Raw genomic sequence first — 20,255 nt, forward strand, 5'->3', positions numbered from 1 at the left:
GGTTAACCCTCTGCTTGGCTCAGCACGGTTAAGCGCTGCTGAATAAACTGTTGCGAGGTCGCGGAGATCCGCCCCATCAGCAATGCCTGCTGATAGGCCTCACGTGCTTGCTCGGCGTCATGACTGCGCTCAAGCGCAATGGCCAGTCCCAGCCACCAGCGTCCGTCATACGGCTCTGTCTGGCTCAAGCGCTGGTAACTGCTTTTCGCCATCGCATTGTTCTGTAACTGCTGGGCCAGCGCCCCGCGCATGGCCAGATAACCACTGTGATCTTTTTCCGGCATCGCAGACAGCACATTCAGTGCGGCCTGGGGTTGCGACTCATTCATTAGCAGCTTGGCCAGCGTCAGACGCAGGTCCGGCTGGGTATGGTTGAATTCCAGCCCCTTTTGCAGCGTGTTGAGGGCATGGCGCGCATCGCCTCGGCCATAGTACAGCGCCGCCAGTTTCTGACGGGCCGACACCCATTCCGGCTGGTATTTCAGGGCCGCTTCGTAATAGCCGATGGCTTTGCGGGTATTCCCTTCTTTCATGGCCTTCTGGGCACGGTTGTATTCCACCTGTGCCAGTTGACCAGCATCCAGCTCAACGGTTTCAATCTCCAACTCGGCTGGTTGTTCGTCCGTGTCCTGCATGTCGTCATAAGACTCAAACGCGTCAACGTCTTCGTCATCATACGCACTGGCCACCGTCACAGGCTCGTCGTTCACCTGTCGAGACACCGGTGCTTGGCGCACGGCCATCTGTGGGGTCGGCTTTGTCTGGACTTCCGGCTCAGGCGTCACCGCCGAACGGCCAGCGGCAACACGGGAGTTCATGACTTGCGCCACGGTCGCCGAATCCTCGGCCTGAGCAGTGCTCTTGCTCGTGGTTTTTGCTATGGCGCTATCTTTCGCCGCCATTTTCTGTGCAGCTATTTTTCCGCCAGCGGTTTCCCCGACGGCTATTTCCTCGATGGCCTCGTCCTCGGTCGCTGTTACCGTTACTTTGCCCGCCGGGGCTTTAGTTTCTGGGACTTTAGCTTCCGGGGCTTTAACTGCCGCTGTTTTCGCTGTCGTTTCAGTAGCCGTGGCAACCGTATCATCAACCGTTGCGTCGGTGGCAGCGATGCCCGTGGCTGTTTTATCGGTAACAGTTTGTACCTGACCGCTTCCCAGCCACCAACCAACACCACCGGCTGCCAGCAGGCAGCAAACACCGACCACGCCCCAGCGCCAAGGTTTCGGCTGCGGCAACGGAGTCACAGCGGCAGGTTGCAGCGTTGCCGCAGCGGATGTCTGTTGCGCCTGTTGCTGGTGCAACGCACTTAATTTTTTATTCAGTTCACTCATGGGTGTTATTGCCATCCCCACAATACCGGAAACGTCCAGCGAGGCTGGCGCGCGCCCAAAGTATCTCGGATTGCCAGCAGCACGTCCTGACGATCAATGTGCTGGCGTTGTTCACTACAGGCTGCGAGTAAAGACTTATGACACAACTGGTTAATCAGCCGCGGAATCCCCCGACTGGCAGACCAGATCGCTTTTATCTCGGCCAGATGAAAAAGTTCCGTCTCACAGCCTGAAGCGGCAAGACGGTGGATGATATAGGCTGCGGTTTCAGACAGATCCAGCGGCCGCAGACAACTGCGGAACGTGATTCGCTGGCGGAACTGACGCAGGTGGTGCTGCGCCAACCGGGTATCCAGCTCAGGCTGCCCCAGCAGAATGATGTGCAGCAGCTTTTCCTGCTCGGTCTCCAGGTTACCCAGCAAGCGGACCACTTCCAGCGCATCGTCCGGCAGGGCCTGCGCCTCGTCTATCAGCACTACCACGGTTTTCCCGGCCGCTTTTCGGGCCAGCAGCGCCTGCTGCAGACCATCAGCCAGCAATGCCTCGTCACCATCGGTCTCGAGCGCCAGCTCCCGGGCCAGTGCGATTCGCAGCTCTTTGCCGCTTCGAGCCGGTGTCGGCAGATAGGCCAGCTCAAACTGCGTCGGCAGCTGGTTAATCAGCATCCGACACACCAGCGTTTTTCCCGTCCCGACCTCACCGGAGATCTGGATGATACCTTCTCCCATCGCCAGCGCCGCCAGAGTCGTTTCAATTGCCTCCAGGTGCGGAGGCAAAGCATGAAAAAGCCGGGTATTGGGAGTCAGCGCAAACGGCGCTGACGTGAGACCAAAATGGGACTGGTACATGATTATCCCTCTTCAGGAAACCACTCGTTAACCAGGGCACGCGAACGCTCAATTTCCTTCTGCCACGTCTGCTCACCCACCACGGTTGGTTTAAGCAAAATCACCAGCTCGGTTTTAGTCTGTAGCTGATTCACGTTACGGAACAGATGGCCCAGCATCGGGATATCTCCCAGTAACGGCACTTTGCTAACCTGATCGTGCACCGATGATTTCATCAGGCCGCCGATCACGACCACATCGCCGGAGCGGGCGTGGATGACAGAATCTGACTCACGTACCGAGCTCTTTGCCAATGGCAATCTGTAGGTGCCGAATGTATCGCCCAGGGCGATGTCTTTGATCTCGGTACTTACATCCACCACGGTCGGATGCACGTGCAACAGCACGCCGCCCTCATCATCAATCTGCGGCGTCACGTCCAGGGAAATACCCGAGAAGAATGGGGTCAGTTCGATATCCGGCGATGCCGTACCGCCATCGCTGTTTACTTCGCCGCCGGAGATATCGGTAACAAAGTACTGATCACCGCCGACTTTAATCACGGCTTTCTGGTTGTTAGCCGCCGTTACCCGAGGGCTGGACAGCACATTCAGATCGCCCTGAGTATCAAGGAAGCTCAGTACCGCATCAAAGTTACCGTCTGAGATCGTCACGTTAGTCTGACCGTTCAGCAGGTTAGAGATTTCATTTCCGCCCGGCAGCAGCTGAGGCACAATGTTGCCCGCCAGATCTCTGACCACCTGACCGGTGCCAAACGTAATGTCGGTCCCGCCGATACTCTTGGTGATGTTGCTCCAGTTGATACCCTGCTGATAACCGTCACTCAGGGTCACTTCCATGATTTTGGCTTCCAGCACCACCTGACGCTTCAGGCGCTGCTGCGACACCCCGAGGAACTCCTTCACTTCACGCAACTCATTCGGGTACGCACGCACCGAAATCAGGCTGGCCTGCGGTGACACCACAATGCTGCGTCCCTGGCCACTGCCGATCATCGCCTGCACGGCACGCTCCAGCTGCTGCCAGAAATCACTTTCCGACAGGGTTTCAATCTGTGTCCCGCCGGTCGCTTTACTGGAACTGGAGCTGCTGTTGTTCTGCTCGGAATCGTTATTGTTATTACGATTGCTGCTTGAGCGGTTATTCCGGGAGCTATCGCTGCCGGTATCCGAAATCGAGCCGGTTGTCAGAGAAGTCAGCGAGATCCCACGGCGTTTCAGCTGCAGGTAATCGACCGGCATCACTTCAGTGCGCAGGGTCGCCGGCAAAATCTGAATGATATTGCCCTTGCGGGTCGTGCTGTATCCATAAATGTCAGAGACCACTTCCAGCACTTCATCCAGCGTGACATCCTGCAGCGTCAGCGAAATACGGCCCTGCACGTTAGGGTGGATCACCATGTTAAACGGCGTCCCTTTAACCAGACTGCCAAAAAAGGCTTTGGCATCGACATTGCGGGCACTGACCCGGAATCGCTTCTCCACCGCCACCGGACTGACATAATCACTGCCGTCCAGGCTTGGCATCAGATCCGCATTCACCGACGCCGGCAAATCCATCAACGGTCGGCTGTTAGCCTGATTGGCCGCCTCGTTTAACGCCCCTTTAACCTCAACCGGGTCACGGTGCCCCATGTTGGTCGAGCATCCGACCAGGGAGGCAATGACCGCTGCTACAACTAATCCACGCATCTTAACCACTTATTTAAAAATCTGACTTGATGTTGTCGGCAAACATTTCCAGCCGCCACTGCCGACCGCCGCGTTTTACGATAACCGCATCATCGTAAATAGCCGCGACCTGATAACCATTAACACTGCCACCCTGGCTGACCATTTTGCCGCTCAGAACCACAGTGCAATCCTGGCTGGCTTTGTCACAGAAGATGCCTTCCAGGCTCGGTAACCGGCTCTGCGATACAGACGGTTTGGCCGCCGGTGCCTGCCACCCCAGCGGAGCGGTCGGATCCTGAGTGGCGTTGGCCGCACCGGCCAGAACCATCAGACCCAGAGCAATAAATAGAGATTTAGCCACCAATAAAGTCCTTACTCTCGCCCAGGGTATAAACGTCCAACTGAATGTCCGCCCATGGATAGGTATCGACCTGATAATTCAGGCTGCGCCAGTAATATTTCACCGGCAACGCCTCCAGCTGCTGCAGATACGCCACCACATCGAAGTAACGTCCACGCAGGGTCAGGCTCACCGGATGAATGTAGTACCCCTGATCGTTACCGCTGATCAGTTGAACCGGCGGCTGCGAGGTCAGCGCCACCAGCTTAAGCTGCTTGGTGCGCTGCAGAACCTGCTCCATCAGCGCCGACATCTGCACCGGGCTGACCAGGCTCGCCACACGCTCGCCCAGCTCATCGTCCAGCGCCCGGTTTTCACGGGTCAGGCGCGCAATTTCCTCATCAATTTCCTGGTCCGGATCGGTCCGGAGCTTGCGCTCAATCACCTGAATCTGGTCCATACTGGCGGTCAGTACATTACTGATTGATGCTCGCTGCCGCTGCAGTGATTCCTGTTTCATCAGAACCGGCTCAACCACCAGCAAATAACCGGCAAAGCTCAAGGCCACCCAGCCGGAAATCGCGATCAGCCATTTCTCACGCTCGGTCAGCACCGCAAATTTATCGCACAACGTGTACCAGCGATTCATGATTGATTCCCCTGCTTCACGGATGGTGCCACGGCGCCGGGCTGGCTCCGCTCTGCCAGCAGTTTGAACGTCACAATGTTGTCTTCGGTGCGGCCCAACGACATCAGCTCGAAGCGACGGTCAGACAGCGCCGGATAGGTTTTGAAAGCCTGCAGCCAGCTCGGCACGGAGTCCGGTGAACGAGCCAGACCCTCCAGATCCAAGCGACGGCCAGCAACACTGATCCGCTGCAGGGAAATATCCCCGCTGGCGGCATCCGACAGTTGCTGGAGCATACCGGCGTAGCCTACCTTCAGGCTGTCATCATGCTGGGCAATCGCTGCCAGCGTCGCTTGCTTGGCTGCCAGGTGCTGCTCCAGTCCGTCTGCGGATTCCACTTTCAGGACGCTCGGCAGATGCCGTGCCAACGCGGCTTTCGCCCGATCCAGTTGCTGGCGCTTTTCATCCAGCTGACGTTGTTCCGCCTGCAGGGCCAGTTGCTGCTGGTGATTCTGCCAGCTGCACCAACCGCTGAAAGCCCCCAGCAGAATGGCAATTGCCAACCAGCTGGCCGCAATATTCGGCAGGGTAAGCAATTCAGTTTTGGGTTTGAGGGTCTCGTTGTAAAGGTTGATCGCCCCGGTTCCGTAAGCGGCACCGGCCTGAGCGACCCGCAGTGCGTTACTAAGCAGAGCGGGTTGTGCCGGTGTCAATGCCACTACCGGCACACTCAAACGTTCACCCAGCGCCTGCGCCAATCGACTATCGTCATCATCATCACAGGACACCAGCATCTGAGTCACGGGGGTTTCACGCAGCTGCGCACTCAGAAAATCCAGCGAGCGCTGTAACTCCAACGCCAGGCCGTCCAGTTGCAAGCCGGAGGACAAATCATCCGCCTGCCCGACCAGTAAAGGGGCAGCGAAACCACGCAGCTGGCGCTGAAAACACAACACCTGCTCTTTGAACGCCGTTAACTGTAAATTCCCCTGGCTGCGACGATGCAGAATCACCTGGCTCTGCGTCGCCGCCGTCAACTGACCCCAGACCACGTCTTCCGCGGATACCACAGTCAGGTCACAACCGGCATCGCGGCAGGCCGCCGCCAGTTTTTCAAGTAAACGCCGATTAGCGACAAACACCTGCAAACGCTGCTTCAGCGGTGCCAGAAATCCATCCGCCACCAGCTCCTGCGGAGATTCATTGACCAATTCTTTGACCAGGAAAGGCAGCGCGGTCGGGTATTCCTCCTGCGGCAACTCCGGCTTTTCGATCATCATGCTCTGGTAGTAGCCGTGTCCGAGTACCAGACGCAGGGCCGCTCCCTTAAGTGGGTTGCGACTGATCAGCGCCTTGATGGCATCGCCCCACTGATGGCTGTCAGCGACAGGGTGCTCATCGGTATGCCATTGATTTTCGAATTGGTAAGCGAGGGCTAGCGTGTCAGAAAACAGCGCAATGCAGGCTGTCTGGCGCTGGCTTTTCTTTTTAAAAAATTGGGTAACTAACATATTCAATGTCTATGGCCGTAATAAACGGCCCCAAAAAAAACGGCAAATTTTGCGACTTGCATAAATTTGCCTTACCTGCGTCAATTATTTGACCATTATAAATAAATTATATTGATTTAATAGTGTTTTTTAATTAATAGAAACACTTTTATTAAGTCTTTTGTCTATTTTTGTTTACGCGGACTTTCCGGCTTTTCCAGTGACAACTCTGCGGCAAAATAACGTCCCTGGCCGCCTTTGACGCCCAACTGCTTTAATACCTGCCATTCATTCTGATTTTCAACCCCGACCGCAACCACCTGCACCGCCGAGTCGGCACAAACACCGAGCATACTGCGGACAAACAGCTGGTTCTCCTGCCGCAAGTCAATCTCCCGCACCAGCCCACGGTGCAACTTGATGATATCGACCTTGATATCCTTGATGTAATGGGTACTGACAATCGTGCGTCCGGCCTGATCGACCACCAGCTTACAGCCCAGGCCGACCAAAATTCGGGCCACCGGACGAATTGCATCCAGATGCTTAACCAGGCCACTTTCCGGGATCTCAAACGACAGCCGGTTCAGTACCGTCCGCGGCGTCTGCAGCAGCTCGTCCCGCAGCCATTTGACGAAAGCCTTGTCGAGCAGCGCCTCCACACTCACATTAACCGACAGTGCATCTTCTACCGGTTCATTACGCAACATATTTAACGTCTTGCTGATCACCTGCTGATCCATGCGGGCATTGAATCCCACCTGCTCCACCGCGCTGAGGAAACGCGAGGCCTTGATCAGCATGCCGTTTTCATCCCGGATCCGGGACAACAGCTCACGGTGCAGCGTCGTGCCATCAGCCATGATCACCGGTTGCTGGTACAGCAGTGGACCGCCGCTGCTGAAAATACTGTCAAGCAGAGTCCGCCAGCGCACACTGCCGCGGGCGTCTTCCACCTGCTGATCCTTTTTAAAGGCAAACCAGCCGTTCGTGCCCTGCAGCTGGGCACTGCGCAGCGCCATGTCGGCTTCGTCCATGATACGGCCTCGCCGCTCCCCGCTGACCCAGGAAGTCACACCGATGTGGCACCAATTTTCCTTGTCCAGTGGTGTGGGCGGGCTGAGCCGGTCGAGGGCGTTCATCATGGTATTGGCGAACTGTTTAACCTCTTTCACCGACTGTTGTCCCAGCAAAATCGCAAATTCGGCATCGAAATAGCGCGCCAGTACGGTATCGGGATAGCGCTGCACCAAATTCGACAAGATGCCGCCGACGTCCTGAATCAGTTCATCCGCTTCTTCTTTGCCTTTCTCCGCCAGCAGCTCTTCCCAGTCTGCAATCCGCACCAAAATCACGGCACCGTGGGTTTCCTGATCCTGCAACATGGACTGCAAACGGCTGTCGAACATCACCCGGTTGGCCGCGCCCGTCAGCTGATCCAGGAAAGTATGGGTACGGATAAAAGTATCAAACCGGCTGCGCTCCTGCCGGGCATCTTTCAGCTCGGCTATCATCTTATCCAGGGCCAGACTGGCCGTGGCCGGCCACTCCCGCTCATCGCCAATTTCGTTCTCTTCGACCCGTCCGGCCAGAATCATCCGGCCTCGGTGTTCCAGTAATTCAGAGCCGAGCAGCTGGCGACGCAGCCAGTCCATGCCCCATATCAGCCCGACGATAATGATTGCGATGGCCAGACTGATGGACGACATCGCCCCGATAGAATAGGTAAATTCGGTGTACGGCGGGATCGACTTCATGTCCACGAAGTAGCCTGGGTTATGCTGCAGCTCATACCGGCTCCGATACAGAATGGAGGGATCGTTTAAGGTCTGCAGCCCTTTAAAACTGTAGATCACCCCGGCTTCGCTGCTGACTTCCAGTTCCATTACATTGCTGGCTTTGAGCAATTTAGGCAGCCAGCGCGACAGGGACTGCGCTCCCTGAGGATCAGCCATTTCCTGATCAATCACTTCCACCACCCCATCAAGGTAGTGGGTGAGGTAGTCCTGGCCCAGTTTACGGAAACTGACGGCGCCGCCGATAAAAATGACGAACATCGCACAGATCACAATGACGGTAACAAAAGCAACCAACCGGTTGGTCAGTCTCATTCCTGACGCTTTTCTCATAGGCAGATAAATATCAGTAAGTTGTAGAAGTGGTTGCTCGACATTGGTTCCGGTCAGCATCAAGCAGGATCTGGCGTGCAAAGTACCATTATCATGGTCAATTTGTCAGTGCCACGGTCGACAAATTAACAATTTATTAATACCTTATCCGGTTGATTGACGCGAAATGCATGCGGCGTTCACTTCTGGCACCGGAAGCCGCGTTCAGGTTGTGCTTACGCATGCTATAGTTGCCGCACAGACTATAGTTGCCCGCACAGAATAGGCAAATCGTTCCCCATTCCGTTCCCGCAACCACCCGGCCGCTCGCCGTCAGATAGCAATGTCAACATAGCTACGTCAAAATAGGTACGTCAAAACATGGATTGGATCACCTGCACCAACAGCTTTGTCATGGTCGTTAACCAGGGTTCTCTGGCACAGGCCGCGAACAAGCTCAACACCTCCAGCTCTGCACTGTCGAAACGCCTGTCCTGGCTGGAAAAACAGCTGGGCGTGCAGCTGCTCAAGCGCACCACCCGCAGCCTGACCATGACCGACGCCGGAAAGCTGTTTTATCAACGCAGCGCCCGCCTGCTGGATGACTGGCACCAGTTGCTGGCAGAAACCACCTCAACCTATGGTGAAGTCAGCGGAGTGCTACGCATCGGGGCGCCGCTGGCAACCGGTAGCCGCCTGCTGGTGCACTACCTGGCTGAGTTCATTGAGGCCTACCCAAAAATTCAGGTGGAGCTGCATACCGTGACCCCGGGCCAGCTGCCGGACCTCAATCTGGATGTTTTTATCAGTAAGGCACTGACGGACTTTAATTCTTCCAGCTATATCGCAACCCGACTGTTTGATTTCCAGCCCGGCTTTTATGCCGCCCCGAGCTATCTGGAAGGTCGTCCGGCCATCGAGGTTCCTGAACAACTGGCAGAGCATAACTGCCTGCTGTTTGGCACGCACGGCCATGAACAGGAGCATGTATTCGAGAACAACCTGCGTCTGCGGCTGACGGGCAATTTCACCACCCAGAATCCGGAAGCCCTGGTTGCCGCAGCAGTCGCCGGGATGGGGATCATTCTGATTGGTGAAAATACGGTTCGCCGTGAACTGAGTAAGGGCCTGCTGGTGCCGGTACTACCACAGCTGAAGCAGCCGGTCAGCTCCGCGTATGCCTATTACCCCAAACTCGACTATAACCATGTCAAAACAAAGCTGTTTATTGACTTCATCAAGGCCAAAGCCAATCCGGCTAATTAGCCCGGTACCAGTTCGCATGATGCAGTAATGCCAGTCATCCAGTGACAGATAACCGGTTATGAATAAATGGATACATGGGTAAATCAATAGATTGACTGAAGCCATGCCGTCCGGGTCTGAGCCGGTCGTGATCACTGAGACTCAGACACCGGAAAAACAGGCTCAGAGACCAGGAATAATCGGCCTGTTCGCCCACCAGCCCCTACAATTTGTGATAGAGCCCTACTCACCAACAGGGCGACCCGTTATTCGACACAATAACCACAAAAACCAATTGATAATAATTATCAATTGCGTTTAAATGATAAGGAATCACAAACAGGCTCCGGAGGCGGCAATGACATCTTTTCAGCAGACACTCAGTCGGCACATTCAGCAGCATTCATGGCGACTGGCCAACAAACGCCTGATCCTTCCGGTGATTCTGATCGCATTACTTACCGCGTCGCCCACCACCCGAGCAATCACGGTCGGGGTCATGGCAGATGCATTCTGGCAGGTAGCAGCGTATGTCGCGGCTACATTGGCGCTGTACCACGCCATTGCCGCCAGGTTGAACAAAGACAATAACCAACTGAGTCTGATGCTGGCCCAGAGCGCCCGCTTTCAGGTGCTGTTTGCCTCCGCGATGGGGGCCTTACCGGGCTGTGGTGGCGCCATTGTGGTGATCACCCAGTTTGTCAGGGGCAAACTCAGTTTTGGGGCGGTCGTGGCGGTGCTGACTGCAACCATGGGCGATGCCGCCTTCCTGTTACTGGCGGCAGAGCCGTCTACTGCGCTGGCTGTCATCGCCGTGGGTTTTGTGGTGGGTCTGATTTCCGGCATGATTGTCGATCGCCTGCACGGCACCGCATTTATGCGTCCGGTTCGTGATACACAGTCAACGGCTGATGGCCACTCACGCCACATTGCCCCAATCAGCGAACCGGTCAGCCGCCTGCAAGGCCGGTTCTGGCAGTGGTTGCTACTGCCAGCCAGCGCCATTGCTATCCTGGGATCGCTGCAGATCGACCCGGATCAGCTGTTCAGCCTGCCAGCCAACACCACCAATATCGCGGGAGCCGCAGCCGCACTTTGCGCCATGCTGCTGTGGGCCACCAGCCGCGATATCACCGACTATGAGTCCGCCGTTTCTGAGGATCCCAAAGCGCGAACCGCCAACCTTTTTCAGCGTGTGGCACAGGACACCAACTTTGTCACCAGCTGGGTCATCGGCGCTTTCCTGCTGTTTGAGCTCACTATCTACTGGACCGGTATCAATCTGTCAGAGATCTTCGCTAACTGGGCCCTGCTGTTGCCACTGATGGGCGTAGCCATCGGCCTGCTGCCCGGCTGTGGCCCACAGATTCTGGTCACCAGTCTGTATCTGTCCGGCTCCATTCCGCTCTCAGCACAGCTTGGGAACGCCATCAGCAATGACGGGGATGCTTTATTCCCTGCCATTGCACTGGCACCCAAAGCCGCTTTGGTGGCGACTCTCTACTCATCGGTTCCCGCTCTGGTGGTAGCGTATGGCTACTTTAGTTTCTTTGAGTGAATCGTCAGCCAAAAATCGGTGAGCCAGAAGCCAAAATCAGCACCTAGAACCTAGAACCTAGAACCTAGAACCTAGAACCTAGAACCTAGAACCTAGAACCTAGAACCTAGAACCTAGAACCTAGAACCTAGAACCTAGAACCTCAGAATTTCTCTTGTCCAGATAACAAAAAACCCCGTCAGAACGGGATATCGTCATCGAAATCCATTGGCGGCTCATTGTACTGAGGCTGAGACGCAGGCTGCTGTTGTGGGGCAGACTGTTGCTGAGGCGCGTAGCTCTGCTGTTGCGGTGCGGCAGCTGGCTGCTGCGGCTGTCCCCAACCACCTTGCTGCTGACCACCCATAGGAGCGCCCATACCCTGGCCACCCTGACCACCCTGACGGCCACCCAGCATTTGCATAATGCCGTTGTAACCCTGCACGACGATTTCAGTCGAGAAGCGATCCTGGCCGCTCTGGTCTTGCCATTTACGCGTTTGCAGCTGACCTTCAATGTAAACTTGCGAACCTTTGCGCAGGTATTCACCCGCCACTTCCGCCAGCTTACCGAACAGCACTACACGGTGCCATTCTGTTTTTTCACGCTGCTCGCCGGTGTTTTTGTCACGCCAAGTCTCAGAGGTGGCAACGGTAATATTTGCAACTGCACCACCACTCGGCATGTAACGGATTTCCGGATCATTACCCAAGTTACCAACCAGGATAACCTTGTTTACGCCACGACTGGCCATAGTTCACTCCGATCTCATTATCGGGCCTGCTTTTACCACAAGCACCGTTATTGAAAGTTTATACTTAATCGCGCAGTCTATCATGCTTCCCCCCATTGCGAACAGGGCTGAAGCTGGGTATTGCGCCGCAAATTCTAGCTGCTAAGCATACCAGACGAACGGTGGATTTGCATACACTTCACTGTATCTTTATACAGCCTTCTCTTTTAAGCCCCCGGCGGCTATGCAATAATGCCGGACAACTACGTCAGTCACTAAGCGCATCATTATGGACAAAATTGAAGTCAGGGGTGCCCGGACCCATAACCTGAAGAACATTTCCCTTACGCTGCCACGGGATCAGCTGATTGTTATTACCGGCCTGTCGGGTTCTGGGAAATCCTCTCTGGCCTTTGATACCCTGTATGCCGAAGGACAGCGCCGCTATGTCGAATCCCTCTCGGCTTACGCCCGCCAGTTCCTGTCACTGATGGAAAAGCCGGATGTCGACCACATTGAGGGGTTGTCGCCGGCGATTTCGATTGAACAAAAATCGACCTCCCATAACCCGCGTTCTACTGTCGGCACCATCACGGAAGTGTACGATTATCTGCGCCTTCTTTATGCTCGCGTCGGTGAGCCGCGCTGTCCAACCCACAACGTCGAACTGGCCGCGCAAACCATCAGCCAGATGGTCGATAAAGTGCTGGAACTGCCGGAAGGCAGCAAGATGATGCTACTGGCCCCGATAGTCAAAGAGCGCAAGGGGGAGCACGTTAAAACCCTCGCCAACCTGGCTGCTCAGGGCTACATCCGGGCACGGATCGACGGCGAGGTATGCGATCTGTCCGATCCTCCGACCCTGGAGTTACACAAAAAACACACCATTGAAGTGGTGGTGGATCGCTTCAAGGTGCGTGACGATCTGCAGCAGCGACTGGCAGAATCCTTTGAGACCGCACTGGAGCTGTCCGGTGGCACCGTCGTGGTCAGCCCGATGACCGACAGTGAACATGAGGAAATCGTATTCTCTGCCAATTTTGCCTGCCCGCACTGTGGTTACAGCATGCAGGAGCTGGAGCCCCGCCTGTTCTCCTTCAACAACCCGGCCGGTGCCTGCGGCACCTGTGACGGCTTGGGCGTACAGCAGTTTTTTGATCCGGGCCGGGTCGTCCAGAACGATGAGCTGAGCCTGGCTGGCGGTGCGATTCGCGGCTGGGACAAGCGCAATTTTTATTATTTCCAGATGCTGAAATCGCTGGCGGATCATTACGGGTTTGATGTGGAAGCAGCGTTTGGTGAGCTGCCGAAAAAAGTGCAGGACGTCATTCTGAACGGCTCCGGGCGCACGGAAATCGAATTCAAATACATCAATGATCGCGGAGATATCACGGTTCGCCGCCACCCGTTTGAGGGTATCCTCAACAACATGGAGCGCCGCTACCGCGAGACCGAATCCAACTCCGTCCGGGAAGAACTGGCTAAATTTGTCTCCACTAAGCCGTGCAGCAGCTGTGGCGGCTCACGCCTGCGCCTGGAAGCCCGCAATGTGTTCATCGCCAACACTACACTGCCTCAGATCAGTGAGATGAGCATCAACGGCGCGCTGACATTTTTCGACGAGCTGAGCCTGACCGGCCAGAAAGCGAAAATTGCCGAAAAAGTCCTGAAAGAAATCAAAGATCGCCTGCACTTTTTGGTCAACGTCGGACTGAACTACCTCAACCTGTCCCGCAGTGCCGACACCCTGTCGGGCGGGGAAGCTCAGCGAATCCGCCTGGCCAGCCAGATTGGTGCCGGTCTGGTCGGTGTCATGTATGTCCTTGATGAACCGTCTATCGGTCTCCACCAGCGCGACAACGAGCGACTCCTCAAAACCCTGACTCATCTCAGGGATCTCGGCAATACCGTGATCGTGGTCGAGCATGACGAAGATGCCATCCGTACTGCCGATCACATCATAGATATTGGCCCGGGTGCAGGGGTGCACGGCGGCAGCATCATTGCCGAAGGGAAACTGGATGACATCCTCAGCAACGCCGACTCGCTGACTGGCCAGTACCTGAGTGGCAAAAAGATGATCGCCGTGCCCGAACAGCGGGTGGAGATGGATCCGGCCCGCACCGTAAAACTGCTGGGGGCCAGCGGTAACAACCTCAAGCAGGTCGACGCAGAGATTCCGGTCGGTCTGCTGACCTGCGTGACTGGGGTCTCCGGCTCCGGCAAGTCTACCCTGATCAACGACACCTTCTTTAAGATCGCCCACCACCAGCTCAACGGTGCAGCTGGCGGCGATGCGGCTCCTTACCGTGAGATCCGCGATCTGGAGCACTTCGACAAAGTGATCGACATTGATCAGAGCCCGATCGGCCGGACCCCACGATCCAACCCGGCAACCTACACCGGGATCTTCACTCCGATCCGCGAGCTGTTTTCCGGTACGCAGGAATCCCGCTCCCGCGGCTACAAGCCAGGTCGATTCAGCTTTAACGTGAAAGGTGGACGCTGTGAAGCCTGCCAGGGCGACGGGGTGATCAAAGTGGAAATGCACTTCCTGCCGGATGTGTATGTGCCGTGTGATGTCTGTAAGGGCAAGCGCTATAACCGCGAAACCCTGGAAATTCGCTATAAAGGCAAAACCATCGATGAAGTGCTGGAGCTCACCGTCGAGGATGCCCGCGAATTTTTTGATGCAGTTCCAGCGATTGCGCGAAAATTACAGACGCTGATCGATGTCGGGTTATCGTATATCCGTCTCGGTCAGGCCGCGACCACCTTATCCGGCGGGGAAGCCCAGCGGGTCAAACTGGCACGTGAGCTGTCCAAACGCGATACAGGTAAAACACTGTATATTCTGGATGAGCCGACTACCGGCCTGCATTTCCATGATATTCAGCAGCTGTTGACCGTGTTGCACCGCCTGCGAGATCACGGCAACACCATCGTGGTGATTGAGCACAACCTTGATGTTATTAAAACGGCAGACTGGATCATCGATTTGGGACCAGAAGGCGGCAGTGGCGGCGGTGAAATTATTGCAACCGGGACACCGGAGCAGGTGGCACTGGTTGAAGGCTCGCATACCGCCCGCTTCCTGAAGCCGCTGTTACCGGCACTCACTGCGGCGAGCTGAAGCTGGCCGCTTCCAACATTCAGATAGGACAACCGGGCCCATGATGCCCGGTTTTATTTCTTTCACCCTGTGACAGACGGAACAGCCATGACTGTTTTACATGTAAAAGGCACGCGACTTGCCGAGCAGGGGATCAGCAAACCCATGGTCAAACCGTTTCTGGCCTCACTGGGCTTCCTGTTCCTGTTGGCCATGCATTATTTTCAGCACAACCCGGGCGGTGCTGGCCTGAACTTGCCATTCAATGCGATGAGCTGGATCCCGTTCAGCTTTGCTATCGCCTTCGGCCTGCTGGAAATCTGTCGCCAGCGGGTATGGCGCTATTCCCGCCTGACCCTGGTGCTGTTCGTCTGCTGTCTGCTGCTGACTATTCCGGTGCTGTTTCCGCAGGCCAATAGCGCTACTGCCCTGCCTCGTCTGATTGGCATATGGGCCGGCTTTTTGTTTTTTGTCGGCCTGCAGCAGTTTGCGTTTTCCCATAAACAGCGGCAGCGTCTGCTGTGGCTGATTTTGCTGGGCGTTTGGCTCGAAGCGGGCTTTGGCTGGGTACAGTTTTTGTGGCTGGAGCCGGGCAACCCGATCGGCTACAACACGCTAGAAAACCGCCCGTACGGTATTTTTCAGCAACCCAATGTGATGGCCAGTTTTCTGGCAACCGGCTTGGTGCTCTCGGCTTATCTGCTGGCAAGGCTGCCTATGTATCGGGGGAAATGGTCCTGGCTGCAGCTGATCTTACTACTGACGCCGGTGGTCACCCTACCTATCCTGGTGGTACTCAGTTCCCGCACCGGCTGGCTGGGAGCCGCCGTGGGTGTGGTGCTGATGATTCCTTACCTGCGCCGGTTTGCCGCCAAAGCCCAGTGGCGAATGTGGCTGCTGATGGTGGTAATGGGACTGAGTGTTTCCTGGCAGGTAAACCAGCACACCGGCTGGGCCCCCAAGGAAGAACGCCTCAGCCTGATCAGCCCGCGTGCCATGCACATTCCTCAGGCCGTGAATATGTTCCTGGCCAAACCGCTGTCAGGCTATGGCTATGGCCGGTTCGAAACCAGTTATGTGACCCAAACAGCGCAGTGGCACCATCAGGACCCGAGCAAGCCCTATGGTATGCCTTCGCTGGATCACCCGCATAATGAACTGGCTTACTGGGCTGCAGAAGGGGGCATCCTGCCGTTGCTGGGACTGTTGCTGGCCGCCGCCGCCGTCTTTCTGAAAATCCGCAAAGCCCGGGCTGGCACCCAGTTAGCACTGGTTGGCCTGTTCTTGCCGATTACCCTGCATACCCAGCTGGAGTATCCGTTTTACCACTCCCTGCCACACTGGGTGATGTTCATTATCCTGATCTACTGGGTGGACAATCTGACCGCCAAATACTACCGCCGTCAGATGGAGTATGTGCTGTCCATTCGGGGACTGGTTCTGATCCTGCCGGTACTCACCACAGGTTTCATGGCCACTACCCTGTACTCTGGTCATCAGTTGACCCAGTTTGAGACCCGCCAACCGGCCAATATTGACTACCTGCTGAAGGTCAACAATCCATGGGCCTGGCAGGATCGGTTTGAATGGGATCTGCACGTCACCCAACTGCAGGTTGGGATTGCCACCGCCAACCCGGCACTGATTCAGACGTATATTGCATGGGCTCGCCAAAAAGCCCTGATCTGGCCACGCCCCACGCTGTACCAAAACCTGATTGCTGCGTACCAGCATCTCGGTGAAACCGCACTGGCCGAGCAGGTACAACAGGAAGCCTGCTACCTGTTCCCTGGGCAGATTTTTGCGCCAGCCGCAAAAGCAGAACCTGTCACATCGGGTGCGGTCGTTCTGACGGCTCCCCCCGTAGTCACTGACTAGGTGCCCCCCGGAGCAAGCATCCGCTCCATAGGACACAGCCATAAAAAAACGGCTACCGGAAGGTAGCCGTTTTTTTCTCTGCAAGCCTGTTTTGGGCGGCGCCTGACTGAATAGGCCGACACTTATTTCAGGGTCGACTCCAGCGCTTTCAGACACAGCGCAACGTTCTCGCTGCGTGCAGCGTAGCCCATCAGGCCAATCCGCCAGGCTTTACCCGCCAGCGCGCCCAGCCCGGCACCAATTTCCAGGTTATAACGCTCCAGCAGGGTTTTACGTACCTGCGCATCATCAACCCCGGCAGGAATATGCACCGCATTCAATTGTGGTAAGCGGTATGCCTCATCAACCACAAACTCGATACCCAGTTGTTCCAACCCTTCACGCAATTCCAAATGGACGTCGCGGTGACGCTGCCAGGCATTTTCCAACCCTTCATTTTTCAGCAGCACCAACGCTTCATGCAGGGCATACAGGCTGTTCACCGGTGCTGTATGGTGGTAACTGCGTTTACCTTCGCCGCTCCAGTAGCCCAGAACCAGGCTTTGATCGAGAAACCAGCTTTGTACTTTGCTTTGACGGCTCTGAATTTTCTCCACCGCACGCGGAGAGAACGTCAGAGGCGACAGACCAGGAACACAAGACAGGCATTTCTGGCTGCCGGAGTACACCGCATCCAGTTGCCATTCATCCACCAGCAGCGGTACGCCACCCAGCGAGGTCACCGCATCCACGATAGTCAGACAATCGTGCTGACGTGCCAGCTTCGCGATTGCCTCGGCATCAGTCAGCGCACCGGTCGACGTTTCAGCGTGGACAAACGCGACAATCTTCGCATCCGGGTGTGCCTCAAGGGCTTCAGCCACTGACTGCGGATTCACCGGTTCACCCCAGTCGTTGTCCACCATCACCGCAACACCGCCGCAGCGTTCCACGTTTTCACGCATCCGGTCACCAAACACACCGTTGCGGCAGACAATAACTTTGTCGCCCGGCTCAACCAGGTTCACAAAGCAAGCCTCCATCCCGGCACTGCCCGGCGCAGAGACCGCAATCGTGAAAGGGTTAGTTGTCTGGAAAGCATATTGCAGCAGCTGTTTCAGCTCATCCATCATCCCGATGAACAGCGGATCCAGGTGACCGATGGTCGGACGACTCAGGGCCTGTAACACCTGCGGATAAATATCTGATGGACCCGGTCCCATGAGTGTACGCTGTGGCGGATAAAAACTACCAATTGTCATTATTATTTCTCCCTGATGGTAAGGCCTGTTGGTGTAAGGTACGTACTGACTATATCAGGTCTGATCGCAAGTTGCGTCTCTTGTGACGGCGCTGTTTTTGCCCCCTGCGATTCCTCCGTCCGGGAAAGACAAAAAATTTGCAATTATTTTGCATATTCTGCCCCGCCATGATTGACAAAAGACTCTCAAATCCGCTTCAATAGAGCACGTTTTTTGTTCATCCTGAGATGCACCTTATCTCAGGGGCAGACAGAAGAGGAGCGTTACCCAGGTATCTAGGATTGCGGGGCCCCACCCCAAGGCAGTCTGGAGAGGGGGAGTAGCGCCGAGATATGTTGTGACAGGGGGCATGGCATATCGGCTTGGAAGGTTGAATCCTTCTGGCTGTCACCTTTCCAGACGATATAGGTAGTGGAAAGGTGGGGAGCTTCTGGTTGTTGTACCTGACTACATCCTACCTTATTGCTCTCCTGACATTTGCGTCGGGATCTTGATCCCGGGTCATTCCCCCTAAATTTAAGAACGTTTTTACACTTCTGATTGGGAGACCTTGTTTTGAGCTTTGTAAATACTAACTTTACTGTTCCTCCACCAATTACTGTAGCGAAATTTGGCGGCACCAGTGTAGCCGATCATGCCGCCATGAGTCGAAGCGCAACGATTATCAAGGACAACCCAGCTGCTAAAGTGGTATTAATCAGTGCGTGTTCCGGCGTAACCAATCTGCTGGTTGAATTAGCAAATGGAATTGCCGACAACGAGCAGCGCTCACAACGGCTACAACAACTTCGAACGATTCACCAATCGATCATTGATCAGTTGACTCACCCGGAAGCGGTAGCAGCTGAGATCGACCAACTTCTGACAGACGTTGAAGCCCTGGCCAAGCAAACTGCCAGCGCCCCTTCCGTGCAACTGACCGATCAGCTGGTCGCCCACGGCGAATTACTGTCGACTTTTCTTTTTACCCAAATTCTTAACGAAATGGGGGCTAAAGCTACCCGTTTTGATATTCGCCCGGTAATGCGTACCGATAGCCAGTTCGGCAAAGCCGTACCGGATGTGGATGCAATTCGCCAGTTGGCCAGTGAGCAACTGCAACCGCTGCTCCAGTCTGATCAAATTATTGTCTCTCAGGGCTTTATCGGTTCTGATGAAACCGGCCAGACAACGACGCTGGGCCGTGGCGGCAGTGATTACAGTGCAGCACTGGTTGCCGAAGCCATCAGTGCAGAAATTCTGGAGATCTGGACCGACGTTCCGGGGATGTACAGCACCGATCCGCGTATTACAGCCAACGCCATGCCAATCCAGGAAATCAGCTTCAGCGAAGCCTCTGAGATGGCTAACTTCGGGGCAAAAATTCTGCACCCGTCGACGTTGCTGCCAGCCATCCGCCAGCAAATTCCGGTGTTCATCGGTTCATCAAAAGCACCGGAGCAAGGTGGAACCTGGATTCGCCAGCACGTGGCCCAGCCACCAAAATTCCGGGCACTGGCCCTGCGCTGCAACCAGACCCTGGTCACCCTGACCAGCCTGAATATGTTCCATGCCTATGGCTTCCTGTCAGAAGTCTTCCGCATCCTTGGTGAACATAAGGTGTCTGTTGATCTGATCACAACGTCTGAAGTCAGCGTTTCACTGACCCTGGATCAGACTAACACCGGCGGCGGAGCACCAAGCCTGCCAGCCGCAGCAACAGAGGCTCTCAGCAAGCTGTGCCGTGTGGAAGTAGAACAGGATCTGTGCCTGGTTGCACTTATCGGCAACAAACTGGGCGAAGCCCCGGGAGCCGCCACTCAGGTCTTTGGCAAGCTGGACAACTACAGTCCGCGCATGATCTGCTTTGGCGCCAGTCCGCACAACCTGTGTTTCCTGGTCAAAACCAGCGAATCGCGCGAAGTGGTTAAAACCCTCCACGCTGCCCTGTTTGAGGCCGCGAAGTAACCCAAGTCCGGGACACAAAAAAGGCGCTCATGATGAGCGCCTTTTTCATATCAGCGTATGATTGTTGCCGTGTCAGTGTTCCCGATGGGTGTCACCTGTAAAAAACAGGCCCCGCAGCTGTGGCATCCGGGGCCTTTGAGTCAT

Annotated in this window: 14 protein-coding genes and 1 riboswitch; of the genes, 5 read left to right on the forward strand and 9 right to left on the reverse strand. The window is 55.6% G+C overall.

Annotated elements, in window-relative coordinates:
- Positions 1-2: 2 nt before the first annotated feature.
- From C9I92_RS18970 to csrD, 7 genes are all read right to left on the reverse strand, one after another.
- The gene (locus C9I92_RS18970) at positions 3-1,331 is read right to left on the reverse strand and encodes a tetratricopeptide repeat protein (protein WP_047887016.1); all 1,329 of its coding nucleotides are present in this window, start codon (positions 1,329-1,331) and stop codon (positions 3-5) included.
- A 5-nt stretch (positions 1,332-1,336) separates the two neighbouring features.
- Positions 1,337-2,179, reverse strand: coding sequence for an ExeA family protein (locus C9I92_RS18975; RefSeq protein ID WP_047887017.1), 843 nt, complete (start codon positions 2,177-2,179; stop codon positions 1,337-1,339).
- A gap of 2 nt (positions 2,180-2,181) precedes the next feature.
- A complete protein-coding gene (mshL, locus tag C9I92_RS18980) occupies positions 2,182-3,870 on the reverse strand; it encodes a pilus (MSHA type) biogenesis protein MshL (RefSeq protein ID WP_047887018.1) in 1,689 nt (562 codons plus the stop codon).
- Positions 3,871-3,883: 13 nt separating this feature from the next.
- Positions 3,884-4,213 (reverse strand): hypothetical protein, encoded by a 330-nt coding sequence (locus C9I92_RS18985; RefSeq protein ID WP_047887019.1) that lies wholly within the window; start codon positions 4,211-4,213, stop codon positions 3,884-3,886.
- Positions 4,206-4,841: a type II secretion system protein M gene (locus C9I92_RS18990; protein ID WP_047887020.1), complete on the reverse strand. Its 636-nt coding sequence runs from the start codon at positions 4,839-4,841 to the stop codon at positions 4,206-4,208. Before C9I92_RS18990 ends, C9I92_RS18985 begins: the two co-directional genes overlap by 8 nt.
- Positions 4,838-6,331, reverse strand: coding sequence for a PilN domain-containing protein (locus C9I92_RS18995; RefSeq protein WP_047887021.1), 1,494 nt, complete (start codon positions 6,329-6,331; stop codon positions 4,838-4,840). Before C9I92_RS18995 ends, C9I92_RS18990 begins: the two co-directional genes overlap by 4 nt.
- A 164-nt stretch (positions 6,332-6,495) precedes the next feature.
- A complete protein-coding gene (gene csrD / locus C9I92_RS19000) occupies positions 6,496-8,439 on the reverse strand; it encodes an RNase E specificity factor CsrD (RefSeq protein ID WP_047887031.1) in 1,944 nt (647 codons plus the stop codon).
- A gap of 360 nt (positions 8,440-8,799) precedes the next feature.
- Here csrD and C9I92_RS19005 point away from each other — a divergent pair, with 360 nt between their 5' ends.
- A complete protein-coding gene (locus tag C9I92_RS19005) occupies positions 8,800-9,684 on the forward strand; it encodes a LysR family transcriptional regulator (protein WP_047887022.1) in 885 nt (294 codons plus the stop codon).
- 337 nt (positions 9,685-10,021) lie between these two features.
- On the forward strand, positions 10,022-11,221 hold the full coding sequence (locus C9I92_RS19010) for a putative manganese transporter (protein WP_047887023.1): 1,200 nt from the start codon (positions 10,022-10,024) through the stop codon (positions 11,219-11,221).
- Positions 11,222-11,399: 178 nt separating this feature from the next.
- Here the strand turns inward: C9I92_RS19010 and C9I92_RS19015 are convergent, their stop codons facing one another.
- Positions 11,400-11,954: a single-stranded DNA-binding protein gene (locus C9I92_RS19015; RefSeq protein ID WP_047887884.1), complete on the reverse strand. Its 555-nt coding sequence runs from the start codon at positions 11,952-11,954 to the stop codon at positions 11,400-11,402.
- Positions 11,955-12,222: 268 nt separating this feature from the next.
- Here C9I92_RS19015 and uvrA point away from each other — a divergent pair, with 268 nt between their 5' ends.
- On the forward strand, positions 12,223-15,066 hold the full coding sequence (gene uvrA, locus C9I92_RS19020) for an excinuclease ABC subunit UvrA (RefSeq protein ID WP_047887883.1): 2,844 nt from the start codon (positions 12,223-12,225) through the stop codon (positions 15,064-15,066).
- A gap of 87 nt (positions 15,067-15,153) precedes the next feature.
- A complete protein-coding gene (locus tag C9I92_RS19025) occupies positions 15,154-16,923 on the forward strand; it encodes a PglL family O-oligosaccharyltransferase (protein WP_047887882.1) in 1,770 nt (589 codons plus the stop codon).
- A gap of 122 nt (positions 16,924-17,045) precedes the next feature.
- Here C9I92_RS19025 and C9I92_RS19030 read toward each other — a convergent pair whose 3' ends face one another.
- A complete protein-coding gene (locus tag C9I92_RS19030; protein WP_047887881.1) occupies positions 17,046-18,164 on the reverse strand; it encodes a pyridoxal-phosphate-dependent aminotransferase family protein in 1,119 nt (372 codons plus the stop codon).
- Positions 18,165-18,409: 245 nt separating this feature from the next.
- Positions 18,410-18,602: riboswitch (Lysine riboswitch) on the forward strand.
- Between the two features lie 117 nt (positions 18,603-18,719).
- Here C9I92_RS19030 and lysC point away from each other — a divergent pair.
- Positions 18,720-20,111: a lysine-sensitive aspartokinase 3 gene (gene lysC, locus C9I92_RS19035; protein ID WP_047887880.1), complete on the forward strand. Its 1,392-nt coding sequence runs from the start codon at positions 18,720-18,722 to the stop codon at positions 20,109-20,111.
- Positions 20,112-20,255: the final 144 nt, after the last annotated feature.

Source organism: Photobacterium ganghwense (assembly GCF_003025595.1).
Classification (GTDB): Bacteria; Pseudomonadota; Gammaproteobacteria; order Enterobacterales; family Vibrionaceae; genus Photobacterium; species Photobacterium ganghwense.

What these genes read in the sequence shown, in the direction of transcription:
- C9I92_RS18970 (WP_047887016.1), bottom strand. Translation starts at nt 1,331, where the DNA reads ATGAGTGAACTGAATAAAAAATTAAGTGCGTTGCACCAGCAACAGGCG.
- C9I92_RS18975 (WP_047887017.1), bottom strand. Translation starts at nt 2,179, where the DNA reads ATGTACCAGTCCCATTTTGGTCTCACGTCAGCGCCGTTTGCGCTGACT.
- mshL (WP_047887018.1), bottom strand. Translation starts at nt 3,870, where the DNA reads ATGCGTGGATTAGTTGTAGCAGCGGTCATTGCCTCCCTGGTCGGATGC.
- C9I92_RS18990 (WP_047887020.1), bottom strand. Translation starts at nt 4,841, where the DNA reads ATGAATCGCTGGTACACGTTGTGCGATAAATTTGCGGTGCTGACCGAG.
- C9I92_RS18995 (WP_047887021.1), bottom strand. Translation starts at nt 6,331, where the DNA reads ATGTTAGTTACCCAATTTTTTAAAAAGAAAAGCCAGCGCCAGACAGCC.
- csrD (WP_047887031.1), bottom strand. Translation starts at nt 8,439, where the DNA reads ATGAGAAAAGCGTCAGGAATGAGACTGACCAACCGGTTGGTTGCTTTT.
- C9I92_RS19005 (WP_047887022.1), top strand. Translation starts at nt 8,800, where the DNA reads ATGGATTGGATCACCTGCACCAACAGCTTTGTCATGGTCGTTAACCAG.
- C9I92_RS19010 (WP_047887023.1), top strand. Translation starts at nt 10,022, where the DNA reads ATGACATCTTTTCAGCAGACACTCAGTCGGCACATTCAGCAGCATTCA.
- C9I92_RS19015 (WP_047887884.1), bottom strand. Translation starts at nt 11,954, where the DNA reads ATGGCCAGTCGTGGCGTAAACAAGGTTATCCTGGTTGGTAACTTGGGT.
- uvrA (WP_047887883.1), top strand. Translation starts at nt 12,223, where the DNA reads ATGGACAAAATTGAAGTCAGGGGTGCCCGGACCCATAACCTGAAGAAC.
- C9I92_RS19025 (WP_047887882.1), top strand. Translation starts at nt 15,154, where the DNA reads ATGACTGTTTTACATGTAAAAGGCACGCGACTTGCCGAGCAGGGGATC.
- C9I92_RS19030 (WP_047887881.1), bottom strand. Translation starts at nt 18,164, where the DNA reads ATGACAATTGGTAGTTTTTATCCGCCACAGCGTACACTCATGGGACCG.